Annotated in this window: 20 protein-coding genes; 11 read left to right on the forward strand and 9 right to left on the reverse strand. The window is 40.2% G+C overall.

Annotation, left to right across the window (positions count from 1 at the left end; translation table 11 throughout):
- The first annotated feature begins 14 nt into the window (after positions 1-14).
- Positions 15-2474, forward strand: coding sequence for a ribonuclease R (rnr, locus tag V6260_RS04790; RefSeq protein ID WP_341592929.1), 2460 nt, complete (start codon positions 15-17; stop codon positions 2472-2474).
- Positions 2471-3214 carry a 23S rRNA (guanosine(2251)-2'-O)-methyltransferase RlmB gene (gene rlmB / locus V6260_RS04795; RefSeq protein ID WP_210999015.1) on the forward strand — a complete coding sequence of 248 codons (744 nt, stop codon included), beginning with the start codon at positions 2471-2473 and terminating at the stop codon, positions 3212-3214. The genes rnr and rlmB overlap by 4 nt, the downstream gene beginning before the upstream one ends.
- A 127-nt stretch (positions 3215-3341) precedes the next feature.
- On the opposite strand, the gene V6260_RS04800 is transcribed toward rlmB, so the two are convergent.
- Positions 3342-5498 (reverse strand): TonB-dependent receptor family protein, encoded by a 2157-nt coding sequence (locus V6260_RS04800; protein ID WP_341592930.1) that lies wholly within the window; start codon positions 5496-5498, stop codon positions 3342-3344.
- A gap of 202 nt (positions 5499-5700) precedes the next feature.
- Positions 5701-6546 (reverse strand): LysR family transcriptional regulator, encoded by an 846-nt coding sequence (locus V6260_RS04805; protein WP_341592931.1) that lies wholly within the window; start codon positions 6544-6546, stop codon positions 5701-5703.
- Between the two features lie 126 nt (positions 6547-6672).
- On the opposite strand from V6260_RS04805, the gene V6260_RS04810 reads away from it, so the two are divergent.
- The 5 genes from V6260_RS04810 (at position 6673) to V6260_RS04830 (ending at position 12590) form a co-directional block, all read left to right on the forward strand.
- Complete coding sequence (locus tag V6260_RS04810) at positions 6673-7272, forward strand: hypothetical protein (RefSeq protein WP_341592932.1); 600 nt, start codon at positions 6673-6675, stop codon at positions 7270-7272.
- A gap of 98 nt (positions 7273-7370) precedes the next feature.
- Entirely contained in the window at positions 7371-8453 is a 1083-nt protein-coding gene (gene gcvT / locus V6260_RS04815; protein WP_341592933.1) for a glycine cleavage system aminomethyltransferase GcvT, read from the forward strand.
- Positions 8454-8526: 73 nt separating this feature from the next.
- A complete protein-coding gene (gene gcvH / locus V6260_RS04820; RefSeq protein ID WP_002958029.1) occupies positions 8527-8916 on the forward strand; it encodes a glycine cleavage system protein GcvH in 390 nt (129 codons plus the stop codon).
- Positions 8917-9077: 161 nt separating this feature from the next.
- On the forward strand, positions 9078-11969 hold the full coding sequence (gene gcvP / locus V6260_RS04825) for an aminomethyl-transferring glycine dehydrogenase (RefSeq protein ID WP_341592934.1): 2892 nt from the start codon (positions 9078-9080) through the stop codon (positions 11967-11969).
- A 336-nt stretch (positions 11970-12305) separates the two neighbouring features.
- Positions 12306-12590, forward strand: a complete 285-nt coding sequence (locus V6260_RS04830) for an addiction module antidote protein (RefSeq protein ID WP_341592935.1) — start codon at positions 12306-12308, stop codon at positions 12588-12590.
- A 700-nt stretch (positions 12591-13290) separates the two neighbouring features.
- On the opposite strand, the gene V6260_RS04835 is transcribed toward V6260_RS04830, so the two are convergent.
- From V6260_RS04835 to V6260_RS04855, 5 genes are all read right to left on the reverse strand, one after another.
- Positions 13291-14481: a hypothetical protein gene (locus V6260_RS04835; RefSeq protein WP_341592936.1), complete on the reverse strand. Its 1191-nt coding sequence runs from the start codon at positions 14479-14481 to the stop codon at positions 13291-13293.
- Positions 14478-15524: a nucleoid-associated protein gene (locus V6260_RS04840; RefSeq protein ID WP_341592937.1), complete on the reverse strand. Its 1047-nt coding sequence runs from the start codon at positions 15522-15524 to the stop codon at positions 14478-14480. The genes V6260_RS04835 and V6260_RS04840 overlap by 4 nt, the downstream gene beginning before the upstream one ends.
- 78 nt (positions 15525-15602) lie before the next feature.
- Complete coding sequence (locus V6260_RS04845; protein WP_341592938.1) at positions 15603-15968, reverse strand: hypothetical protein; 366 nt, start codon at positions 15966-15968, stop codon at positions 15603-15605.
- 797 nt (positions 15969-16765) lie between these two features.
- On the reverse strand, positions 16766-17914 hold the full coding sequence (locus V6260_RS04850; protein ID WP_341592939.1) for a hypothetical protein: 1149 nt from the start codon (positions 17912-17914) through the stop codon (positions 16766-16768).
- Positions 17915-18220: 306 nt separating this feature from the next.
- Entirely contained in the window at positions 18221-18529 is a 309-nt protein-coding gene (locus V6260_RS04855) for a hypothetical protein (protein ID WP_341592940.1), read from the reverse strand.
- Positions 18530-18931: 402 nt separating this feature from the next.
- Between V6260_RS04855 and V6260_RS04860 the strand changes: the two genes are divergently transcribed.
- Both V6260_RS04860 and V6260_RS04865 read left to right on the forward strand, forming a co-directional pair.
- Positions 18932-20167: a virginiamycin B lyase family protein gene (locus V6260_RS04860; protein ID WP_341592941.1), complete on the forward strand. Its 1236-nt coding sequence runs from the start codon at positions 18932-18934 to the stop codon at positions 20165-20167.
- Positions 20168-20405: 238 nt separating this feature from the next.
- A complete protein-coding gene (locus V6260_RS04865; RefSeq protein ID WP_210999023.1) occupies positions 20406-20900 on the forward strand; it encodes a hypothetical protein in 495 nt (164 codons plus the stop codon).
- A 182-nt stretch (positions 20901-21082) separates the two neighbouring features.
- Here the strand turns inward: V6260_RS04865 and V6260_RS04870 are convergent, their stop codons facing one another.
- Entirely contained in the window at positions 21083-21328 is a 246-nt protein-coding gene (locus tag V6260_RS04870) for a DUF4235 domain-containing protein (RefSeq protein ID WP_058547062.1), read from the reverse strand.
- A gap of 221 nt (positions 21329-21549) precedes the next feature.
- Positions 21550-21930, reverse strand: coding sequence for a hypothetical protein (locus V6260_RS04875; protein WP_341592942.1), 381 nt, complete (start codon positions 21928-21930; stop codon positions 21550-21552).
- A 261-nt stretch (positions 21931-22191) separates the two neighbouring features.
- Here V6260_RS04875 and V6260_RS04880 point away from each other — a divergent pair, with 261 nt between their 5' ends.
- Together V6260_RS04880 and V6260_RS04885 are read left to right on the forward strand one after the other, a co-directional pair.
- Complete coding sequence (locus V6260_RS04880) at positions 22192-22782, forward strand: ACP phosphodiesterase (protein WP_341592943.1); 591 nt, start codon at positions 22192-22194, stop codon at positions 22780-22782.
- 233 nt (positions 22783-23015) lie between these two features.
- Positions 23016-23693 (forward strand): glutathione S-transferase family protein, encoded by a 678-nt coding sequence (locus V6260_RS04885; protein ID WP_341592944.1) that lies wholly within the window; start codon positions 23016-23018, stop codon positions 23691-23693.
- The last annotated feature ends 521 nt before the right edge of the window (positions 23694-24214 follow it).

The raw sequence follows: 24214 nt of genomic DNA on the forward strand, positions 1-24214 counted from the left end.
TAACAAGATAGTGAATGTCAAACCAAGATCCAAATCTCAGTCGAGAACAAGAAAAGTACGAAAACCCAGTCCCTAGCCGTGAGTTTATACTTACTCACCTTCAAGAGCGTTCAAAACCAGCTAACTACGCACAATTATGCGAAGAGCTTGCGGTAAATGATGAAGAGCGCCAAATAGCATTTAAACGCCGCCTTCGTGCTATGGAGCGCGACGGGCAATTGTATTTCAATAAGTTTAAATGTTATGCCTTAATAGACGAAGCCGGTTTAACTAAAGGCAAAGTAATAGGCCACAGAGACGGTTTTGGCTTTTTAGAAGTTGAAGGCGAGAGCAAAGATTGGTTTATAGCTAAGCACCAAATGAACATGGTGCTACATGGCGACATTGTACTAGCTAAAGGCACAAAGCGTGGCTCTGGCTCAAAATGTGATGCCCGCATTATTAAAGTGCTTACCAACGAGCGCGCACCTATAGTAGGGCGTTACTTTGTTGAACACGGCATAGCTGTTGTAGTTGCTGAAGATCCGCGCATTACCCAAGATATAATGATTTTACCAGGCAACGAAAACGGTGCCCGCCATAATCAAATGGTGCAGGTAAAAATCACTCAAAACCCAAGTCGTAATATGAACGCCGTGGGTAAAGTTATAGATGTACTTGGTGAGCATTTAGCCCCAGGTATGGAAATTGAAGTAGCGCTTCGTAATCACGATATTCCTCATGTTTGGCCAGAAGAAGTAGAAGCACAAGTGACTCACCTTGGTGAATTTGTGGAAGATAGCGATAAAGAAGGACGTGTAGATTTACGTGACCTTCCGCTTGTAACTATTGATGGCGAAGATGCACGCGACTTTGATGATGCAGTATATTGTGAACGTAAAAAATCAGGTGGTTGGCGCTTATGGGTTGCCATTGCCGACGTATCGCATTATGTAGGCATGAACACGCCGCTTAATAAAGAAGCCATAGCGCGTGGTAACTCAGTGTATTTTCCTGAGCAAGTAATTCCTATGCTGCCAAAAGTGTTGTCTAACGGTTTATGTTCACTTAATCCAAAAGTAGATCGTTTATGTATGGTTGCCGAAATGACCGTGTCGAGCGCGGGTAAGCTTTCGGGTTATAAGTTTTACGAAGCCGTGATGAACTCTCACGCACGTTTAACTTACACCAAAGTAAACGCTATTTTAAAAGGTGATGAAAAACTACGCGATGAATACTCAGCCGTAGTGCCACATTTAACTGATCTACAGCAAATGTACATGGCGCTTAAAGCTGCTCGCCAAGAGCGCGGAGCTATTGAGTTTGAAACACTCGAAACACGCTTTGTATTTAATGCGCAACGTAAAATAGAATCAATAGTGCCTGTTATTCGTAACGACGCGCATAAACTCATTGAAGAATGTATGATTTTAGCCAACGTTTCGGCGGCTAAATTACTTGAAAAACACGAAGCTAGCGCGCTTTATCGTGTGCACGACGAACCAGATCAAGAAAAGCTAGGTAACTTTACTAAGTTTTTAACTGAGCTTGGTATTCAAAGCACGTTAAGTGATGAGCCAACACCAAAAGAAATAACCCAAGTATTAGCTCGTTTAGGCGACCGCCCAGAGGCTGAGCTTATTCAAACCATGTTACTGCGCTCAATGAAACAAGCTGTATATCAGCCAGATAACATAGGCCACTTTGGTTTAGCGCTTTCGGCTTATGCACACTTTACATCGCCAATTCGTCGTTACCCAGATTTAGTAGTGCATCGCGCCATTAAAGCGGTAATAAAAGCACAAGGTCAGCAAACGTCTGGCGAATATGCTTATACAGACGACGAAGTTGATCAACTAGGCGAGCAGTGTTCTACAACAGAGCGCCGCGCCGATGATGCAACTCGTGAAGTTGCCGACTGGCTTAAATGTGAGTTTATGCAAGATCACGTTGGCGATGAGTTCAACGGAGTTATTTCATCGGTCACTAACTTTGGTTTGTTTATACGCCTAGACGATTTACAAATTGATGGGCTTATTCATGTCACTAATTTAGGTGATGAATACTTCCAGCATGATGCTGCAAAACACACCCTAATAGGTGAGCACACACATAAAGTTTATCGCTTAGGCGATAAAGTAACAGTGCAAGTTGCATCGGTTAGCTTAGATGAGCGCCGTATTAACTTAACGCTTAAAGGTGATGTAGCACAAGACAGATATTCACGCCGCCGTGGTGCTAAAGGCTCGGGGAAATCAAGCCATGCACCAGCAAGTGTTCGCTCGCAACTAAAAGCAGGTAAAATACCAGGGAAGTCATCTACTACGGATGAAAAACCTAAAGGTAAAAAAAAGCCAGCGAGTAAAAGTAAAAAAGCAGCAAAAGCCGCTGATGGCACACCTAAGAAAAAACCAAAGAAAAAGGCAGCTAAAAAGCCTAAAAGACCAGGCAAAAATGCCCGTAAACGTAATAGCCCAGGAGCAGATAATACGTGAGTAATGAATTAATTTTTGGCTTTCATTCTGTTGAAGCAATTTTAGAAAGTGAGCCTGAGCGTTTTATAGAAATTTACGCGCTTAAAGGCCGTGACGACAAACGCTCAACCCCGATTATTGATGAAGCACGTAAGTTTGGTATTTCAGTGCAGTTTATGCAGCGCAAAGCCCTTGATAGCAAATCAAAAGGCGAGCAACATCAGGGCATTATTGCAAACGTAAAAGCAGCGCCAACGTTTAATGAAAAAGATCTAGATGAGATCATTGCACGCGAAGACACACCGTTTTTACTTGTGCTTGATGGTATCACCGACCCGCATAACTTAGGCGCATGTCTACGTAGTGCTGATGCTGCAGGCGTACATGCTGTGATTGTACCTAAAGACAAGTCGGCTAAGCTTAACGGTACTGCACGTAAAGTGGCCTGTGGCGCAGCTGAAACAGTACCGCTTATTCAAGTTACTAACCTTGCGCGTACACTACGTGAAATCAAAGATGCAGGTGTATGGGTTGTAGGCACGGCCGGCGAGACAGATACACACGTATTTGAAGCCAACCTAACGGGTCCAATGGCTATTGTTATGGGTGCTGAAGGCGAGGGTATGCGCCGTTTAACACGTGAGCATTGCGATGTACTTGTTAAAATTCCAATGGCAGGCACAGTTTCAAGTTTAAACGTATCGGTTGCTACAGGTATTTGTTTATTTGAAGTATTACGCCAGCGTAACGCAAATAACTAATATCTAATAAATAATACCTAATTTAAATTAAGTATTAAAAAAGCCGAGATTGAAATTCAATCTCGGCTTTTTTGTATCTGTAATTTACGCTTTTAACTTTACATCAATAGATGCTCTATTTAACTCGTTAGAATGAGTATGTGTAGCCCATCTGTACAGTACGCGGCTTACCTGGTTGAATGCCACCGTTTGAACGGTTAGCAACGTATGTTTTATCAAACAAGTTATCAACGTTTAGGTATACTTTTTGGTTTTCGTCAATTAAGTATTTAGCAGCTAAATCCCATACTACGCGGCTATCAATAGCATTTATGCCCGACTCAGTTAAATTAGCATGCGCATCAGATACGTAACGTATTTGGCTGTTAACTACAAACGCAGAAAACTCAGCGCCTAAGGAAAGGGCTACTTGGTTTTCTGGTACGTATGGCATTGCATCGCCTTTTTCTACCGCGCCCCAAATTTCAGAATCAAAATCGTTTTGGAACTCTGAATCTGTGTAGGTGTAAGTTAATTTAACTGGGAACATAGCTGTATCAGTTGCAAACGTACGTGCAGCACTAAATTCAAAGCCCGATACTTCTACTTCACCGTAGTTGTACTGGTCGCCAATGTTTTCATCGCTACAGCCAACAGCAGCAGTACAGTTACCGTGCATGTTGTCGTAATCTGAGAAAAACGCAATCACTTCACCTGTAAAACCAGCGGCGTTGAAGCGCGAGCCAAACTCAATATTTACACTTTCTTCTTCGTCTTGGTCTGCATTACCAGGTGCTGCTGGTGCGTAACCTTTTTGAATGCCCGCAAGTAGCGTTACGTTTTCGTTAAGTGTATAGGTTGCGCCAAGTGACGGAACTAAAATTTCAGTATCGTTCGATACATCTTTAGTTAAACCGTTGCTGCGTGTTGGATCTGATTTAGACCACTCTTCACGCTTAATCGTAATGTCTTCATAACGAAGGCCTGCACTTACTACTAATGCATCTATTGTCCACTCATCTTGAACAAATAAGGTTTTTGCTTTAGCGCTATCTACGCGATTGCTGTCAGACCCTGGGATACCTTGCGACGTCAACGTCATGCTTAAATCTTGATTTAACCTGTACGTATCTTGCCACTGAAAACGGTCCATTTCGTCTTCGTGGTAACGTACGCCAACAGTCACATAGTGATCGCCTGCAGGAATGTGTAATTCTGATTGAATGCCTTTAGCTTGGTAATCACGGTTATTCGCTTTTACGCCAATATCTTCAATGCCTTCACTCGTTGGGTTTGCTTCAAACTCACTGTACTGCTCAAGCGTGCTTGTACCTACACTGCTTGCTTTATACCAGTTACGATGAAAATCGTTTAAGTAAGCCGTAGCTAAAAATTCATAGCCATCGCCAAAACGGTACGCATAGTTAAGTTGGTATGCGTTGTGGCGCGTATTCATTTCATCGTTTTGCGATGCAGCATAACGACGATAAGGACTTTCTTGATAGTCTTCGTCAGTTAAGCCCATGTATGTTTCGTCTGATGTTTCGTCAGAGTACTTAATTTTTAGCTCAAGATTATGTGCATCGTTTTGACCAAACGTATGGCCAAACTTTAGTAGTAAATCTGTTTTTTCAAAGCCGGTGTTGTCATTTCCTACTGGCAGCTCTTTAAAGCCATCTGCGCCGTAGGTAAATACTTCAATTAAACCTGCTGTGTTATTTTTTTCTTTACCAAAGTAAGCATGGCCTTTGTAGTAACCGTCGCTACCAAGAGCTGCATCTACCATACCTTTTGAGCTATTTGGTTCAGTGGGTAAGCTGCGCGAAAGTAAGTTTAAAACACCACCCGTAGTACGCGGGCCGTACTTAACTGATGCTGCGCCTTTCAATACTTCAATAGATTCCATACGACCCATAGTAGGGAAGTAGTAAGCAGAGGGTGCTGAATAGGGTGCTGGTGCAACTAATACACCGTCTTCCATTACTGATATTTTATCGTTACGTCCAGTACCTGTACCGCGCATACCAATATTAGGACGAAGGCCATAGCCATCTTCTTCTTGCACGTACACGCCCGGAACAGATGCTAAAACGCGAGAAATATCGGTAAACTGAAATTTTTGAAGCTCTTCTTCAGAAATAAACGTAGCCGAACCCGGAATATCGTTAATAGCTTGCTGAGAGCCAATAACAGTAATTTGTTCAAAGCGTTGTTCTTTATTGCTGGTGTCTTTTGCTATTGCAGTAGCACTAAAAGACAAAGCAACCGCAGTTGCCAGGGTAGATACTAAAAACTTAGAGGTCATTGTGTGTCCTGATCATGTCAATTATCTTAATTGGCGCAATTTGAACACGTTAACGAATACGAATCAATGTTATTAACTGTTTAATAGTTCAGTTTTTTAGAATTAAAATCACTCACTTATGCTACTTTGTAACTAAATTGTTTCTTTTGTATGGCAGTATCAGTTTAACGTTCATTCTTAAGTATCGGTTTTGTATATTAAGTTAGCCAAGCCTTAGCGCTATAAATTCAGCCAGTTTATCTACAGCGTGCTCCGATTCGCCACCGCTTTTAATTAAGCTAATACCTATACTGCCTAAGCTTGGTAAGTGTTTTGTTTGAATTTGAAAGTTAAGATCGCTAGGCACAGTGCTTTTAGCAAGTACTGTAATACCCAACCCTTCTTTTAAAGCGGCAATAAGGCCGGTTAAATCGGCGTTGCTGTAAACAATACGGTATTTTATGCCTGCATTTTTTAATGCATCAATGGCTCTACGACGATAAATACAGCCCTCGGGCGCTGTAACTAAGGTCACTACTGCATTTTTTGCAAGTGATAGGTCGCCTACCCATACAAGTTCGTCTTGCATAAAAATTGGAAATTTATCAGAGTTGAGTCGCTCATTAAGGGCAAGCACTAAATCAAACTGATCTTGCCTTGAAGCCGAAAGCAAATGCTTACTCAAGCGCGATTTAACCTCTAACGATACTTCAGGATAAAACGCTACAAAGTCGCCAATAATAGAAGGTAGTATGCGCGCCGCAAATTCGCTTGGTATACCTAAGCGCACTTTACCGGCAATGTTTTCAGAGGTGAACTGCTGCAAAATAGCATCGTTATGTTGCATCATTTGTTTTGCCATAGGCAATAATAGCTCACCGTACTGGTTTAATACTTGGCGTTGCCCTTGTTTTTTAAATAGCTTATAACCAATCATATCCTCAAGGCGCTTTATTTGTAGGCTCACAGCAGGCTGCGAAAGGCCAAGTAAATCGCCTGCTTTAGCAAAACCACCTACTTCAACGACCATTACAAAAGTACGTAAACTATCGGTTGATATGTTTTTCATATTTAAAATTACAATTTATACGGCTATATATATAAGTATTATTTATCAATTGATAAATAATTACAATTTGTTGTTACACACCCCGAGCAATATAATTTTGATATTAAAAATATATAGGCGTTTGTGATGACCTTTAATCCAATAATGTTTGCCCGTCATAGTAATGCAGCTAACGCGGCTACAAATTGCATAACAACAAACAGCAGCACCGCTATAGTTGATTTTAGTGGCAGCGAAGCCAGTATATTTTTAAGCACTATTTTAGGTATTAATTTAACAAAATTAACAGCCAGTGGTTTTGGATTAAGAGGCACGCTTGATGATGATCTTTATTCAGAGCATAGTTACTGTGTATATTACTTTAGCGAAACAGCGTTTAGATTTGTATTGCCGCACAAAGCAAGCCTTCAATTAAAGTCACTTATAAACGAACAACAACTTCGTTTTGATATTGACTACGTAATACGTACCGACCTTTCTACATTTACCTTAAGCGGAAACAACGCATTTGATGCATTAATCGACGCGTTTAAATTAACGCCAGGGCTGCGCTTATCAAATCCGCAATTATGTTACGGTGCGCAAAGCGGTGATGTATTTATTACTGCAATAGACAAAAACGACGAACAACATTTTGTGTTAGTCGCCAAACAACAAGAACTACAAAAATGGCAACAACACTTACAAGCACAAGGTTTTGCGCTAATGCAAAACGAAGCTGCTTAAACACAAACAACAAACAGGTAAACATTTTATGTTTACCTGTTTTTAGATCTATTTAAGCCACGCCCGCACAGGGTTAATTTAAAACGTGAAGGAATGTTATGACTGCTAAAACTGTACTACATGCTAAGCACCTTGAAGCAGGCGCAAAAATGGTTGATTTTCATGGCTGGGAAATGCCAATCAACTACGGCTCACAAATAGAAGAACACAATGCCGTGCGTACCGATGCAGGTATGTTTGACGTATCACACATGACCATTGTTGATATTGAAGGCCCTCAAGCAAAAGCATTTTTACGCAAGTTAGTAGCAAATGACGTTGCAAAATTAACAGTCCCTGGTAAAGCACTTTACACAGGCATGCTTAACGAGCAAGGCGGCGTAATTGACGACTTAATTATTTACTACTTTAGCGAAACCTTTTATCGCCTAGTTGTTAATTCAGCCACACGCGAAAAAGATTTAGCGCACCTAGCCAACGTATCAAGCGACTTTGATGTAACTGTTACTGAGCGCCCTGAATTTGCAATGATTGCAGTGCAAGGCCCTAACGCTAAAGCAAAAACAGCCACATTGTTAAATGCTGAGCAACAAGCAGCCGTTGAAGGTATGAAGCCGTTTTTTGGTGTTCAAGTAGGTGATTTATTTATTGCCACAACGGGTTATACTGGCGAAGACGGTTACGAGATAGTAGTACCGAACGAGCAAGCTGCCGATTTATGGCAACAACTGCTAGACGCAGGCGTTGCGCCTGCTGGTTTAGGTGCACGCGACACGCTACGTTTAGAAGCAGGTATGAACCTTTACGGCCTAGATATGGACGAAAGCGTATCACCACTTGCTGCTAACATGGCATGGACCATTGCATGGGAACCAGAAGATCGTGACTTTATTGGTCGTGACGTACTTGTTAAGCAACGCGCAGAAAAAAGCACTGACAAACTTGTTGGCCTAGTGTTTGGAGAAAAAGGCGTTTTGCGTAGCGGCTCAAAAGTAATTGTTGATGGTGGTGAAGGGGTTATTACCTCAGGTACTTTCTCACCAACACTTGGTTTTAGTGTAGCCCTTGCACGTGTACCACGTTCAACAGGCGATACAGCTCAAGTAGAAATGCGTAAAAAATTAGTAAACGTTAAAGTAGTAAAGCCTAGCTTTGTACGTAACGGTAAATCAATAATTTAAATAATTTGGTTATACCAATCACAATTATTATTGTGATTGGTATCCTCCCAATATAAACCAAAGGACAAATAAAATGAGCAACATTCCTAGCGAGTTAAAATACGCACCTTCACACGAGTGGGTTCGTAACGAAGGCGACGGTACATTTACTGTTGGTATTTCTGAGCATGCACAAGAGCTTCTTGGCGACATGGTATTTGTTGAGTTACCAGAAGTTGGCGACGAAGTAGACGCTGGCGAAGACTGTGCAGTAGCAGAGTCGGTTAAAGCGGCATCAGACATTTACGCACCTATCAGTGGCGAAATTGTTGCTATTAACGAAGAACTTGAAGACTCACCTGAAACAGTAAACAACGACGCTTACGGCGACGGTTGGTTATTCCGTATTAAAGCATCTGACGAGTCTGAGCTAGATAACTTATTAGACGCTGAAGGTTACTCGCACACTATCGACGAAGAATAATCATTTTTTGTAGATAACTAAAAGCCCCGTTTAATGTATAAAAATGGGGCTTTTATGATTTTACAGCTCACAACCCCATACTGAGTGAACTGTTAAATCGTCAAATATTTTAATTAATGCTAGTTACCCATTAGCATTTAGGATCATAGGAATCTGGATTCATGTCAAACGCCAAATCTCTTGAAGAACTAGAGCAAAAGCAAGATTTTATTCGCCGCCATATTGGGCCAAGCCCAGCACAAGTAAGCGATATGCTAAGTGCTTTAGAAGTATCGAGTGTGCAAGAGCTCATTGACCAAACTGTACCTGCAAGCATTCGCTTAGAGCAGCCATTAACAGTTGGCGAAAGCCGTACTGAAGTTGAAACACTAAGCTACCTAAAATCAGTAGCAAGCAAAAATAAAGTTTTCAAATCGTACATTGGCCAAGGCTACCACCCAACTAACGTACCGCACGTAATTTTACGTAACGTACTAGAAAATCCAGGTTGGTATACAGCGTACACACCGTATCAGCCAGAGATTGCTCAAGGGCGTTTAGAATCATTATTAAACTTCCAAACTATGACCCTAGATTTAACAGGTCTTGATTTAGCAAGTGCATCACTACTTGACGAATCAACAGCGGCTGCAGAGGCTATGGGCCTTGCAAAACGCGTATCTAAAGCTAAAAAAGCCAATGCGTTTTTTATCGCTGACGACGTACACACACAAACAATCGACGTAGTAACAACGCGTGCCGAGCAGTTTGGTTTTGAAATAATTGTAGGTAAAGCAGAAGATGCCGTTAACCACGACATTTTTGGCGCATTGTTCCAATACCCAACTACATCAGGCGAAGTGGTCGACATAACTGACCTAATTGCTGGCGTACAAAGCAAAAAGGCCATTGCCTGTGTTGCTGCCGACATAATGAGTTTATTACTATTAAAAGCACCGGGTAAGCTAGGCGCAGACGTAGTACTTGGTTCGGCTCAGCGTTTTGGCGTACCTATGGGTTACGGCGGTCCTCATGCTGCATTTTTTGCAACACGTGACGCATACAAACGTTCATTACCAGGTCGTATTATTGGTGTATCTAAAGACCGTTTAGGTAACGACGCACTACGTATGGCAATGCAAACGCGCGAACAACACATTCGCCGCGACAAAGCCAACTCAAACATTTGTACAGCGCAAGTATTACTTGCCAACATGGCCGCGTTTTACGCGGTGTACCACGGCCCACAAGGCTTAAAAACTATCGCGCAGCGTATACATCGCTTTGCTGATATTTTAGCAACAGGCTTAAAAGCTAAAGGCATCGCACTTAAGCACAGTACTTGGTTTGATACGCTAACAATCGTTGACGACAGCAAAGACGACGTAACAGCACGTGCAATTGCAAAAGGCGTAAACTTTGCAACAAACCACGAAGGCGAGTACTCAATTTCGGTATCAGAGACAACAACACGCGCCGATATTGCACAGTTATTCGATATTATTTTAGGCGAAGGCCATGGCCTAAGTGTTGATGCTATTGCAGCCGACGTTGAAACAAATGGCAGCGAGTCAATTCCTGCAAGTTTAGTACGTGACGACGAAGTACTAACGCATCCAAACTTTAACAGCTACCACAGCGAAACAGACATGCTTCGCTACATTAAGCGACTAGAAAGCAAAGACTTATCGCTTAATCACTCAATGATCTCGTTAGGCTCATGTACCATGAAACTAAACGCGACCGCTGAGATGATCCCAATTACGTGGCCTGAGTTTGCAAACCTTCACCCATTCTGCCCGCTGGATCAAGCAGAGGGTTATCAAATAATGATTAACGAGCTGCACGATTGGCTAGTTAACATTACCGGTTACGATGCGGTTTCACTTCAGCCAAACTCTGGCGCACAAGGTGAATACGCAGGCTTAATCGCCATTCGTAAATACCACGAGTCACGCGGCGATGCGCACCGTAATGTATGTTTAATCCCAAGCTCAGCGCACGGTACTAACCCTGCATCTGCGCAAATGGCCAGCATGAAAATTGTGGTAGTTAACTGCGACAAAAACGGTAACGTAGACATGGCAGATCTTAAAGCGAAAGCTGAAGAAGTGTCTGAAAACCTATCGTGTATTATGATCACATACCCATCTACACACGGTGTTTACGAAGAAACCATTCGCGAAATTTGTGACATTGTGCACGAGCACGGCGGCCAAGTTTACATGGATGGCGCAAACATGAACGCGCAAGTAGGCGTAACAAGCCCAGGCTTTATTGGCTCAGACGTATCGCACTTAAACTTGCACAAAACGTTTTGTATTCCACACGGTGGCGGCGGCCCAGGTGTTGGCCCAATTGGTGTTAAATCGCACCTTGCGCCATTTATGCCAAACCACAGCGTAATTAACGTGCCGGGTACAAACGTTAATAACGGTGCAGTATCGGCAGCGCCTTATGGCTCAGCGGCTATTTTACCTATTTCATGGGCTTACATTACCATGATGGGCTCAGAGGGCTTAAAACAAGCCACCGAAATGGCAATCGTTAATGCTAACTACTTAACACACGAGTTAAGCCAGCACTTTCCAATTTTATACCGTGGCCGCAACAACCGCGTTGCGCACGAATGTATTGTTGACCTACGCCCGCTTAAAGAGCAATCAGGCATTACTGAAATGGATGTAGCTAAGCGCCTACAAGACTACGGCTTCCATTCACCAACTATGTCGTTCCCAGTAGCTGGTACATTAATGATTGAGCCAACTGAGTCTGAATCAAAAGGCGAGATTGACCGTTTTATCGAAGCAATGGTGTCGATTAAAGGCGAAATTGAAAAAGTAATCTCTGGCGAATGGTCAATCGAAAACAACCCGCTAGTGTTTGCACCGCATACACAAGGCGACGTGTTAGGTAACGAATGGGAGCGTGCATACGACCGTTTTTACGCTGCATTCCCAGTGCCTGCAGTGGCTAAAAACAAGTTCTGGCCAACCGTTACACGTATAGATGATGTATACGGTGACCGTAACTTAGTATGTTCATGCCCAGCGGTTGAGACTTATCGCGACTAAGAGCAGAGACTAATTTTTTGACCTTTAATGGGTAGTAAGTTCCATTATAGTTTGGGGATTTATCAAAATTATAAAAGCCGTTGCAGCAATGTAACGGCTTTTTTGTGTGTTGTGATTCGCCATTAATCACATGAACGTAGGTTGGGAAGAGTGAAACGAAACCCAACAAATCACAAATATACTTACTCGCTCACAACCCAAGAGTATGTGTTATTTATTGTAGGCGCTTAGCTTGCTGACGCGCTGGCGGCAGCCTTAAAGCTATAAATAACATTGTGCGCCTGTAGCTTTTAGGCTACATTAATTTAGCAAGTTGAATAAATTAGAGTAATTATTATGGCGCTACAAACATCAGATTTTAACCCGTTTGACTATATGGAAACACAACAAGAAATTAATACATTTTTAGAAGAGTGTTTAGCTGATGATGATCCAAATACCTTTATTGAAGCACTTGGCTTATTAGTTAAAAAACATGGCGTGAGTGATATTGCTAAAGCAACGGGATTAAACCGTGAAAGTTTATATAAGGCAGTTAACGGTAAAACTAAGCCACGTTGGGAAACTATTTTTAAAGTGATGAGAGCACTTAATTTTCGCCTTACAACACAAGTAGCATAGGCTAGGTAAAGTGCAACGAAATCAAACAAACTCCAAATATACTTACTCGCTTAAAAGCCAAGAGTATGTGTTATTTATTGTAGGCGTTAAGCTTGCTGACGCGCGGGCGGCAGCCCGAATAAGTATTTGAATAGGTGTTTGAGGTTATCATCACCGATAACGTGAATACGTTTGGCATTTTTTAAAGATTAGAAACCTTATTCAAGGTTTTGTCGCGCTGGCTTGGTGAGCCAACGCGGGGCTATAGATTTTCAAATTTTACTCTGCTGCAAGTAATTCATCCTTGAAGCTGGGTTACTGTCGGCATCCATGCCTTCACTTCCTCATACTGCGAAGCTGCGCTTCGGTTATTCGTCACCTCTCAGCGCACCCAAACAACACGCTTAATCCTTCAATGCACAATCGATGTGAACGTAAACGCCATGAAAGCACATCCATGTACTACAAGCATGGCTTCATTTCATTATAGGTACTTAGGATTTGTCGGGAACAAAATCCTGCCATGAAATGCATTACTCATCAATTGCTTATTTTCAGGGCGTGATGACGGGGAAGGGGGTTAAACGTGGGATTGGTATTTAGTCTTAGCAAAAAAGACCTGACCCTCTGTATTTGATCTCTTTATTTTTCTCAATCCTGTTAAGGTTTGCGCCAGAGTGCCAAGTTTTAGAAGGAGTGAATTTTAAACTGGATTAAAAATTTAGTTATATGCTTTACAGAACAACCAAAAAGTTAAGCCAAATAAAACAAGTGCAATAAATATAGAAAAGCCTAATTTTAATAGCACTTTTGTTTCTGCACTTAAAATCTCTTCTTTTGCTTTGCGAATATCAGCAGCTTCATCTTCAAAATTTACTGCTAGTTGATCAAATATACTAACATATTCTTTTTTAAGTATTTCTAGGTTTGAGTACTGGCTGTATAGGCTGAATACTAAGATCACGACAAGAGAAGCCACTGTGACTAACACAGTCACATTTTTTGCAAACTCCATACTACCAAAGGTACTTGGTTCAATCTGTGTTGTTGCAAACCAAATACCAGCAGGTAGAGATAACAGTTTCGTCGCAACATTATCAAATTTATCATATACTTTATTGGTATATTCAGAACGTTTTTCTTGATATTCTTTTCTAACCTTATCAAAGGTATAGTTTTCAACATAACCTTGGTAGCTCAGTTGGACATTAAATATTAACGAACTCAAATGTTGTATCAAATAACTAAAACGTTTTTTAACATCAACATCTTTTAAGAAGCTCACCAATTCCTTGCAAAGTAAACAAGTAATTGCTTCCTTATGTAAATCTTTATTTAGTATTTTATTTAATACCTCAAGATCAATAGCGTGCTCTAAGTCTGATTCTGAGAGTGTAAAATCAAAAGTTAAGGCTCTTTCATAAAATATAGTTCGTTCGCCACCATCAGTTTCATTAGCTAGTTTTTGTATTAATTGAAAAACTTTGCTTATATTTTGATAATTGGTAAATTTGTCTGAACTTGAGTTGTCAGAAATACACTCACCAGTTGCGGTAAAGAACACGCTCTCAACGGGTGCTTTCACTGAGTCTTCATATGAAAGTAAATCGTCCCAATCCAGACAAACCACAAAGTTAGAATGAATTTTTTTTGTTTCTAAATCAACGTTACACAAAACATCATCTGCAAGAAATTTTTCATTAATTGAATCTAAATCTTGCGGACCGATAGGCTTATTACCTTTTAAAAACTTATATGTTCCAGAAGTTAGTCCAGCGTTTTCTAATCGACGTAAGTCTTCAACGATCTCATCTGTTAAATGAAGAAAGCCTTCAATAGAATTACTATCAGCTTGTAAATCTTCTAGCTGGCTGAATATCTTACTGTATGTTTCTGTTATTTTTGAGCTCATTCTTTATCTAGATCTTTCTTTCTGGCAGCAAGCTCTTCTTCAAGAGCTTTCTTTAGAGATATTGGAATTTCTTTTATAGAAAGAACTCCGTCTTTGTATTCAACTTCTCTGCCGAGCATATCACTATCAAAACTAATAGCGATACCGTTACCACGGCCTGATATCTTTTTATATGCTCTTAAACTTGCTTTATGAATTGCAATATCTTCAGGTAAATTGAAGTTCTCTCGTGCCTCTTTTACAAATTCTTCAGGCTGATCAGGAAAAACTCTATTCGCAATTTGGCTCAATAATATTTGATTACCTTCTTTTTGCTGTTCAGTAATAAAGTCGTGTGCAGTATTAACTTTTCCAGATATTTGATCTTCAGTAAATTCATAATTATTTGTTGCAAAAGTACGTATAGCTTTTTTTAGTTCTTTGGTTTCATGCTTAGCAGCTTCTTTGTCTCGTTGACAGCCAATAAATTCCTCAAAGTAATCTCGTACTTCAACGGCTAAACCAGTTCTGAATCGAATGTACCTTGAATTCATTTCTGTTTGCCATTGAGTAAGGTTAATCGCTGCCCCTAAGTGCAGTTTTTTTAAGTCTAGTACTTGGCTAGCAATAACATCTAGTTTTTTTGAAACATCAATACCGTCTGTTTTATTTAATATAGCTACAGCAAGCCAGTTATTACCTCTTGTTTCATATTGATAAAAAACCAAAAAGCCACCTTTTACTGAAGTTAATTGCTTACTTACTAGAATGCTTTCAAAGCGTTTTGATAGTTCTTTAGTAAGACCTGCAAAATCAGCACATTCGGCATCATCATCATAATATTTTTTTAATTTTTGCTCAAAAACAGGCTGAGCTTCTTTATCATCAAGTACTTGAAATTCACCGATACTGAGACTTGCATTGCTAAATAGGTCTAGCAAATCCTCAGTTAATACAGCCGCCAACCCGTCAATGTTATTCTCGGTATCTCGAAGTTGAACAGTTAGTTTCTCACCTGTCTTGTCACGTCTAACTTGATGAATAATTACGTTTTTGATTGCCATTGTTATACCTTATTTATTTTTATTAGATTTATTTTCTTATGAAATATTGAACAGTACTGAGTCTAGTATTGATGTGGTCTAAAAAGCACTCTGAGAAGGTTGTACCATCATAGGCACATAGCTATTTTTAGCTTTTAATTCTAAAAATAAAAGCTTCCTAGTGCCGCTGTCGTCCTGTTCCCAGTGCTTAAAGTGGTTAACAACATTAACAGATTCGGGATCTTTCCATGACCTAGTTTGTTTTACTTGCTTTAAGCATTGGTTAACTAGTTGGCAGGGGTTCGCTGTAGCATTACTTTTGCCCGATTGTAGTTTGACTATTTGGGCATCAGCACTATAAGACTGAACACTGAATGTGATTACATCGTTTACAGTGTATTTGTATACTTGTGCTGCGTTGAGTTGGGCACTCATTATTAGTGTAAATAATAAAATCCGTTTCACTTAAAATCCTTTTAAATAGTTGTTTATAAAGCAGTATTACAAATATTCCCCCATCCACAAAACTCGGCCAACTATGTGTAGTTGTTCTAAGCTTTCTTGTGGTACGAGTTGAGCCTCGTAGATTGGGTTGTCTGACAGTATTTAATACCGCCTTTAAATTTTTTTGTAGGCGCTTTACCAGTAAGTGACTAGCTAAGTCTATAACATAAATGTCATTTTAAAAATACCTGTAGGGCCACCCATTAGAAAAAACCAATGGGGTCGCCCAATAGAGAGTTACGGTTAAGCAGACAGCTGTGTTTTCTTGTACTCTTTATTCGAAAAGACCAAGTACTCATCACGTTGATTGGTATCAATATGCACCTCTTGGCTTACGCCTCAGTCATCATTTAGTACCAATATCAGCCTAAACTACAAATATCTTGAAATTATACTTTTAATCTCCATTATTAGCCTTAACAACACCCCTCCCGCTACCCGTAAGCTCAGCGCCCTGCGAGGGGTTAATAATTTCTATAGCATGGTAAAAGGATTTAGCCTTCATGCAGATCCCCAAAGCCCCATAACATTTGTGCAGCAAGTAGACTTTCTAGTGGAATCAAAGGCACTAAATTTTGACTAGACATCAAATGCCTAGCTTTTTAGTTTATTGCTCATCGAGTTAATTACTGTGTATAGACCACTGCGAATAGAGTTTAGTAATGCGTTTACCATGTGGTTAACCGTGGGAGAGTGCATGAGATAAAAAAGGGCAATGTTATTGCCCTTTTTTACACGCTTAAACTAGTTGTTATAAACTATAGCGCGACTAAGCTTTTCGCTAGCATTGCTTTTATTTGTTTTACTATTTTAGCTTCTGTTTCAGGTTCGAATTGTTGTATACGTGGGGTGTGAATATGCCCTGTAGGTATACTTGAATTAAGCGCATCGCGCAGGCGAATGCTTCGGTACGATATTTCGTTAGATAGGTAACCACCACCGCCGCCATTTACCGCAATACTATTTTTAAGCTCGCCGTACGAAGGCGCTTTATAGGTTTTTTCAAGCGTGGTGACTTCGTGATTGTCGATAACTTTATAAGGGCCTTTGGCTTGTTGCATGTAAGTTACAGGCAAGCTAAATTTTACAAACTCGTTGCCCGGGAGCGGTCGGCCATTTAGTTTTGGTATTACTGGGTTTGTTTGCGTGCCGCCATACACAACATTGGCATTATCGGGGGCGGTTACACTGCGGCGTTTACCCGGGAAGTGCTCTAAGTCAAATTCTGTTCTGCCCATACTTACGGTGACTACCATGTCTACATTATTAAGTGCGTAGTAGGGGGCAAGTAGCGACTCTATTATACCTTGATCAAAGTCTTCGTAGCGCACAGGCACCATAACGGTGTTAATTTCGGCGCTCACGCCGTTGTAATTAATAACTTGGCCGTCGAGTAATAACGCTGCAACACCAGAGGGGTTACTTTGGTTTATATTTTTATCAAGTAAAAATGGGTCAAAGCCCGTTAGTAATATTTTTTTAGTGCTGCCTGATGAAAAAGTAAGGTCGGTGCGGCCTCTGCTGCCTTTTTCAAGTAGGGTTAGTAAAGTATTGAGTTGAGCCTGCGTAATTGAAAATTTAGGTGAGGTTGTGCGTATTACTTTGCTTGAAAGTAGGCGCGCCCAGTAAAGCTCGCGGTCGTCGTAGTTATTGGTTTTAATTATGCGTTGCTTTGCATTTTCCCACAGTTCAAAACTAAAGCTTTGTACTAATGCTTTTGCACTTTTAAAGTTGTTAAGCTCTTTAAATCGTTGCTCAAAACTAGATACTTGTGGGGTAAATGCTTTTAAAACATTTGGCATTGCTGATTGGGCTTTGTTGATGCGCTGTTCTTCAACGGTTAAAGGATTACTTAAAGCAGCGAATGAAGAGGCTATTAAGCTGGTCGCTAATAATACTTTGATCATAATGTTCCTAATATAAGGCTATTGTTTTATATGTAATTTACTATCCTACGATTGCTAATCAAGAGCAACCAATTAACGTTGAATCGACTGATATTTGCTTTTGCCGAGCATTGGTATTGTTTAACTGGCCAATTAGCATTATCGGCTAATAAAAATTCCTGAGTTAAAAATTGATCTTTATGGGTTCTACTTTAAGTGCTCATAAAAGAAAAAAGCCGTTGCAGTAATGCAGCGGCTTTCGGTTATGGTTTTATGCGCTTCGACAATACGAGGATAAGGCCATATATCCTTTTAAAAACTCTTTTATTAATCGTCAGGCCCTTTTAAGGTAAACACTAAATGTTTACGCATATCTTTTAAAATTACGCCTTTTTTAAGCATTGCGCCGCTTAAACGCTTTTGCCATTTTAATATATCAGGCTCTGCGGCTGCTAATGCTTGCTCACTTTCAAACTGAAAACAAAGCAGTAGTGAACTTGGAAATAAGTGATATTCCACATCAAACCAACACTGCAACATACCAGGGATTTCTTCTCGCCCTTGTGCTTCTAGTTTATCGGCCACATTAAGCACAAGTGCTTGTTGTTTTACTTGCACTGCAGAGAGTTTTTTCATTATTAAAGTCCAAATTAGCGGCTAACACATACAGCCAGAATAAAGGCATTATACGCAAGCTTGTAGGCGGGCAACAACCGTAGGTTTGAGTGAAGCGAAACCCAACGCATAGGCAACTTAATAACCACAGCTAAAGATAAATACAAATGCTATTACTTGTAGGCGCTGAGCTTGCTGGCGCGTCGGGCGAAAGCCCGAAATATTGGGGTTAAGATGTAGAAATAGTTAGTATTAGTTTTTTAACCAGAAAAGCATATCTAAATTTTTGTGAATCATTATTTCGCCACAAAGCTAACGACTCCTGCGCCGACACTTAAACTGACACTATTCTCCTAAAAGCCAATCGCTCACATAGTAAACACTTTCGCCCTATGCTTTAATATTAAAAACAAGGGAGGCGTTATGCGTAAAAATCGATTTTTATTTAATAAACACGTTGTGGCAATGGTTACGCTAGGGGCTTTGGCTGCGCCGTTGCCTGTACTAAGTAACGAGTCGGGAGTGTTAGTTGAGCAGGTTTGTGCCAGTTGCCATAGTTTAAACAACCTTGAGCGCAGTGCGGGTTATAGCCAAGAAGATTGGCAAACACTAATAAGCTATATGGTTGATACCGGTGAAGGCACTGCCCTTAGTAAAGATATAAGCACGTATTTGGCAAAGCATTACCCTGTTAACACTAAGCGCGAGTCAACGGTGGTAAAAGGCGATTTAAAACTTACTTTTAAATACTGGCAAGTACCAACGCTTGGGCAGCGCGCTCGCGATCCCGTGCAAGGTAAAAACGGGATTATTTGGTGGGTTGGCCAGTGGGGCAACATTTTAGGTAAGTTAAATCCTAAAACAGGTGAAATGAAAGAGTACACGTTGCCAAGAGGTACGTACGCGCACAGTGTATCGCTTGACAAAAACCAAACCCCTTGGTTTTTAGGCAATAAAAATGGCACGGTTGGGTTTTTAGACTTAAAAACCGAAAAATTTAAAGTGTATAAAATGCCTGATAAAAACGCCCGAGACCCGCATACTGGCGTGTTTGATAGCGCAGGCATATTTTGGTTTACCCTGCAGCACAGCAACATGGTTGGCAAGCTAGACCCAATAAGTGGCGATATTAAACTGGCTACTTTACCCACTAAAGGCTCGCGTCCTTATGGTATTAAGCTTGATTCAAAAGGCACGCCTTGGGTGTCGTGTAACGGCAGTAACTGTTTAATTAAAGTTGATAAAAACACCATGGCGCTTAGCGAAATAAAACTTCCAGGTGCTAAAACACATACTAGGCGCCTTGCTATTACGCCTGATGATATGGTGTTTTATGTGAACTCTGGCATGGGTAAACTTGGCCGCTATAACCCCAAAAACGGTAAAATAACGCAGTGGGATAACCCAAGCGGTAAAAACAGCCACCCGTATGCCATTGAATACGCCGATAACGCTATTTGGTTTAACGAGTCAGCCAAGCGCCCCGAAACGTTAGTAAGGTTTGATTTAAAAGCTCAAACCATGCAAAGCTGGCAAGTTCCGAGTAAAGATGGGGTTTACTCTGGCTTAATTAGGCATATGCGTATGGGGAATAATGGTTTAATTATTCATCAAACAGCGACTAATCAAATTGCCGAAGTTACGTGGGCTAGTAAATAGTTAATTAGAGTTGTGCTTTTAACCTGCATTAAATAACTGCATGTTTTAAAGCTGTTTTCGGCATAATAATTTTACTAATGGAAGTAGGAGTATTTTACAAACGTTAGCAATATTTACTTTAGAGAAGTTAAGGTAGTTATAAAGTTTAATTTTAACGTGTTGATTAAATAGGATATTTTTAATGGCTTACGTTTTGCTTAGTAATAGGTGTATTTTTTAAATAAATAAAGGAGTTATTATGAGTACCGTTATTACTGGGTTATTTGATAATGCATCACAAGCAACACTGGCTATTTATAGATTAGAAGCGTTAGGCGTTAGCGAAGCTGACATAAGTGTTGTAGCTAACGACTCATACGCAAAGGAAGATTTTGCTGTTGACGAAGGAACAAAAGCTGCTGAAGGCGGCATTGTAGGTGCGGCTTCAGGTGGTATTATTGCTGCCATTGTTGGTGGTTTTACCGCCGTAGGTACAGTGGCAACAGGTGGTACTGGTTTATTAGTAGCAGGCCCATTAGTGGCCGCGTTTGCAGCGGGTGGTGCTGGTGCTGCTGTAGGTGGTACTTTAGGTGCTGCAATTGGTGCGTTTATTCCTGAGCACGAAATTAAATATTATGAAGATGCGATTGAAAAAGGCTCTATTTTAATAGGCGTTAAGTACGATAGCGATAACAAAAATGCTATTGAAGAGATACTTAACAACGCAGGCGCAAGTAACGTGTCTACTGCATAATCATTTATTGATTTAGTAAAAGGTGAAACTTAGTTTCACCTTTTTTTTGTGCTAATTTCTATGTACTAAGCAATTAAGCTTAAACATATATAGTCCAATCTCTTGTAAAGCTAGCTGCAAATCTCCCTTATAAATATAAGTATTTATAAGGGGGTTTGCTGTATAAGAGTGACTTACTTCGGTTACTTAGATTTTCGCTTATCTAGTACATAACGTACAGCCATTCTTGCAGCGCCAGCGCCAATCCCCGAAACTACTGCCCATGTAACAGCTTCTTTAAGATCAGTTTTTTCGCTTGGCTTGTCTTTAGGTGCAGGCTCATTGGTAACCTTTTCCCACGACTTTTGTAAAGTTTTCCTTGTTAACATACCTGCAGAAGCAGCTGCGAGACCTATACCTATAGTCGTAATTAGTTGTTTATTACTCATATTGTCCTCGTTTTATTTAATAGCGGCAGAGTTATTAGTTGTTAACTCTTAAGTAAGAATATTAATAACAGCAATTTACGTACCGATAGACGTTTTAAATAACGAGCATAGTTATACAAGCAAAAATTGATTCAACGTTTTGTGAGCTTAAGTACAAATAATTGAGGCAGTAGTAAAAGTAATTAACTCAAAGGTAACTCTGCTCACGCTTAGAAATATTATTAAGTTTGCGTGTCAGTACCTAGTAAGGCATTGATGTAGGTGAGTTCTTCACTAAAAATCCCGTTAAAAAATGCGCTTTGCTCAATGATTATAGCGTCGTTTGGTTGGGCTTTGTATTCTTGCTGACACCTTGTAAGTTCGGTGGTTAACCACTGGCAGGTATTGGTCGCTGAGTTTATTGCTTTTTTTAAAAATGATGGCCATTTTATTTTTTGTAAATTAAAGCGGTAAAGCACCACTGCAATATCCCCATAAGCCTGCTGTTCAGATGTTGGTATGTTGTTAGTATTTGAAGTGCCGTTTAAAAGCTTGGTATTGATCATCGCATGTTGCAGTGCAGCTTGTTGTGATCGACTTAAAAAGTTGTTTTGGTAATCCATGTAAGGCCTATATCTGCAAATAGCGGGAAATATAAAAAGAAAATTAGCAAAGTATTTTACGATTTATGCGCACCGAAAAATGAGCAGTAGTGATAACAAAATAAGGCTGACTCTTTACTGAATTAATAAAGCACAATTGTAACTGGTAGGGCATTTATTGTGTTGGATGTTTTTATTGCTTTACTTTGAAAAGCTGACATCTGAATTTTAGGTAAATTTAAGTTACCATCAAAATGCACTAACTACCAAAGCAGAGGACATGTGAATTATTTAGCTCACCTCTATTTAGCAAGGCCTACCGCGGATTCTCATTTTGGAAACTTATTGGGTGACTTTGGTGGTAAAAGGCACCTAGAACATTTGCCAAACACAGTTAAAAATGGGCTCGATAATCACTATTTAGTTGATAAATTTACCGATTCTCACCCATTAGTAAAAGAAGCCAAGCAGTACTTTTCACCCGAGCGAAAGCGCTTTGCTGGTGTGGCTATTGATGTGGTATTCGATCACTTTTTAATTATGCATTGGCAACGCTTTAACAAGCAGCCTTTAAATGATTTTAAGTACAACAGTTTTGCGCTTTTAAACAAACGTATACCGATTATGCCGCCGCGTATGCAACAGGTTGTAACCAGTATGACTAAAAACGATTGGTTTAAAGAGTACGAAACGATTAATGGAGTAGGGCTCGCGCTCGATAACATAGCCAAACGCATTCGGTTTACTAATAACTTTGCAGGTTCTGCTGAAGATATAACGCGTAACTACAATGAATTAGAAAGTGTGTTTTTAGCGTTTTTTCCAGAGCTAATTAAGCATGTAAATGAAAGCTGCCTTGAAAGAGGTTGTTAAAAATAGTAGTTATGAGCGCTTAAAATTGGACGCTTTGAGAGTGTTTTACAAAGCATACTGTGGCTCAAAAAGGCTAATATTCACCTTAGCATAAGTGATTTTTAAGATTGAAGTATCACGCAATATTCACAATTAAATCACGTTTTAACTGCGCACTTTCCTTAATTAAAACTTAATTTGAACACTTGCTCAAGTTGTGCTTTAATCGTTGCTCAATTATTGAGGAACTTTACATGATTAAATTTTATTTTCACCATACTCCTAACCCAATGAAGGTTGCACTTTTTTTAGAAGAAACAGGCTTGCCGTTTGAACTTGTTCCTCTTGATACTTTAAAAGGTGAGCAACATACACCTGAATTTAAAGCAATTAATCCAAACGCTAAAGCGCCAGCAATTGTTGATGGTGAAACTCGCGTGTTCGATTCGAATGCTATTTTAATGTACCTTTCTGAAAAGTATGGGAAGCTAGAAGGCAAGAGCGATGACCGCGCTGAAATGCTGTCGTGGTTAATGTTTATCGCATCGGGTTTAGGTCCGTATTCAGGGCAAAGTGTTCACTTTAGACACATGGCGCCAGAAGGGCTTGATTACGCGGTTAATCGTTATTTACGTGAAGCGCAGCGCCATTACGAAGTACTTGATACGCACCTTGAAGGTCGCGATTTTATTGTGGGTGGTACGTATACCATTGCTGATGTATCTGCATGGGGCTGGATTGATAAAGCATCGGTTGTACTAGGTGAAGAGGGCTTAGCACCATACCCAAATCTTAAGCGTTGGTTTGAAAGCATTGATAGCCGCCCTGCGGTTGCTCGTGCACGTGTAATCGGTACCGATATAGCCTTTAAAAAAGAGTTTGATGAAGACGCTAAAAAAGCGTTTTTCCCTTCAAATTATCCAAAAATGTAAAGCACACTTATTACATCAAGTAGGTCAGTTAGCTGATCTACTTTTAAACGATATAAAATTGAGTGAGCACACACCTTTTTTAGCCCCTTTATCGTAGTGGCAAACTATGGTGCAGCAGATATAAATCTGCGATATTTTAATACACACTTTAAGTTGATAAGTATAGCGGTTTCAGTATATCTACCTAAATAGGGTATAACATTAATCATGATGTATTGTGTTTAGTCGTTGCCAAAAGAATTTATGTCTTATGCTGACTTTTAAATTTAAGTTGCTTTTATAAAGCTAAAAAAGCCTGCATAAAGGCAGGCTTTAGTTTCTAGGGGCTGTTGATCTTTTAAGGTTAAATTTGCAGCAGTCTGTTTGGTATTTAGGCAAGGCAGAGCCTATGTAGTGTGGTTATTCCCCATAAATGGGCGATAACGCAGCATTAATGCCAAACAGGCGCTGCCCAAAGGGTTCTTCCTAGGGGCTATTTACTCTTTGTTGCTCGGTTTTTACTTAGCCCACTAGGTTACAAA

The sequence above is a fragment of the Pseudoalteromonas aliena genome (assembly GCF_038155085.1).
Classification (GTDB): Bacteria; Pseudomonadota; Gammaproteobacteria; order Enterobacterales; family Alteromonadaceae; genus Pseudoalteromonas; species Pseudoalteromonas aliena_A.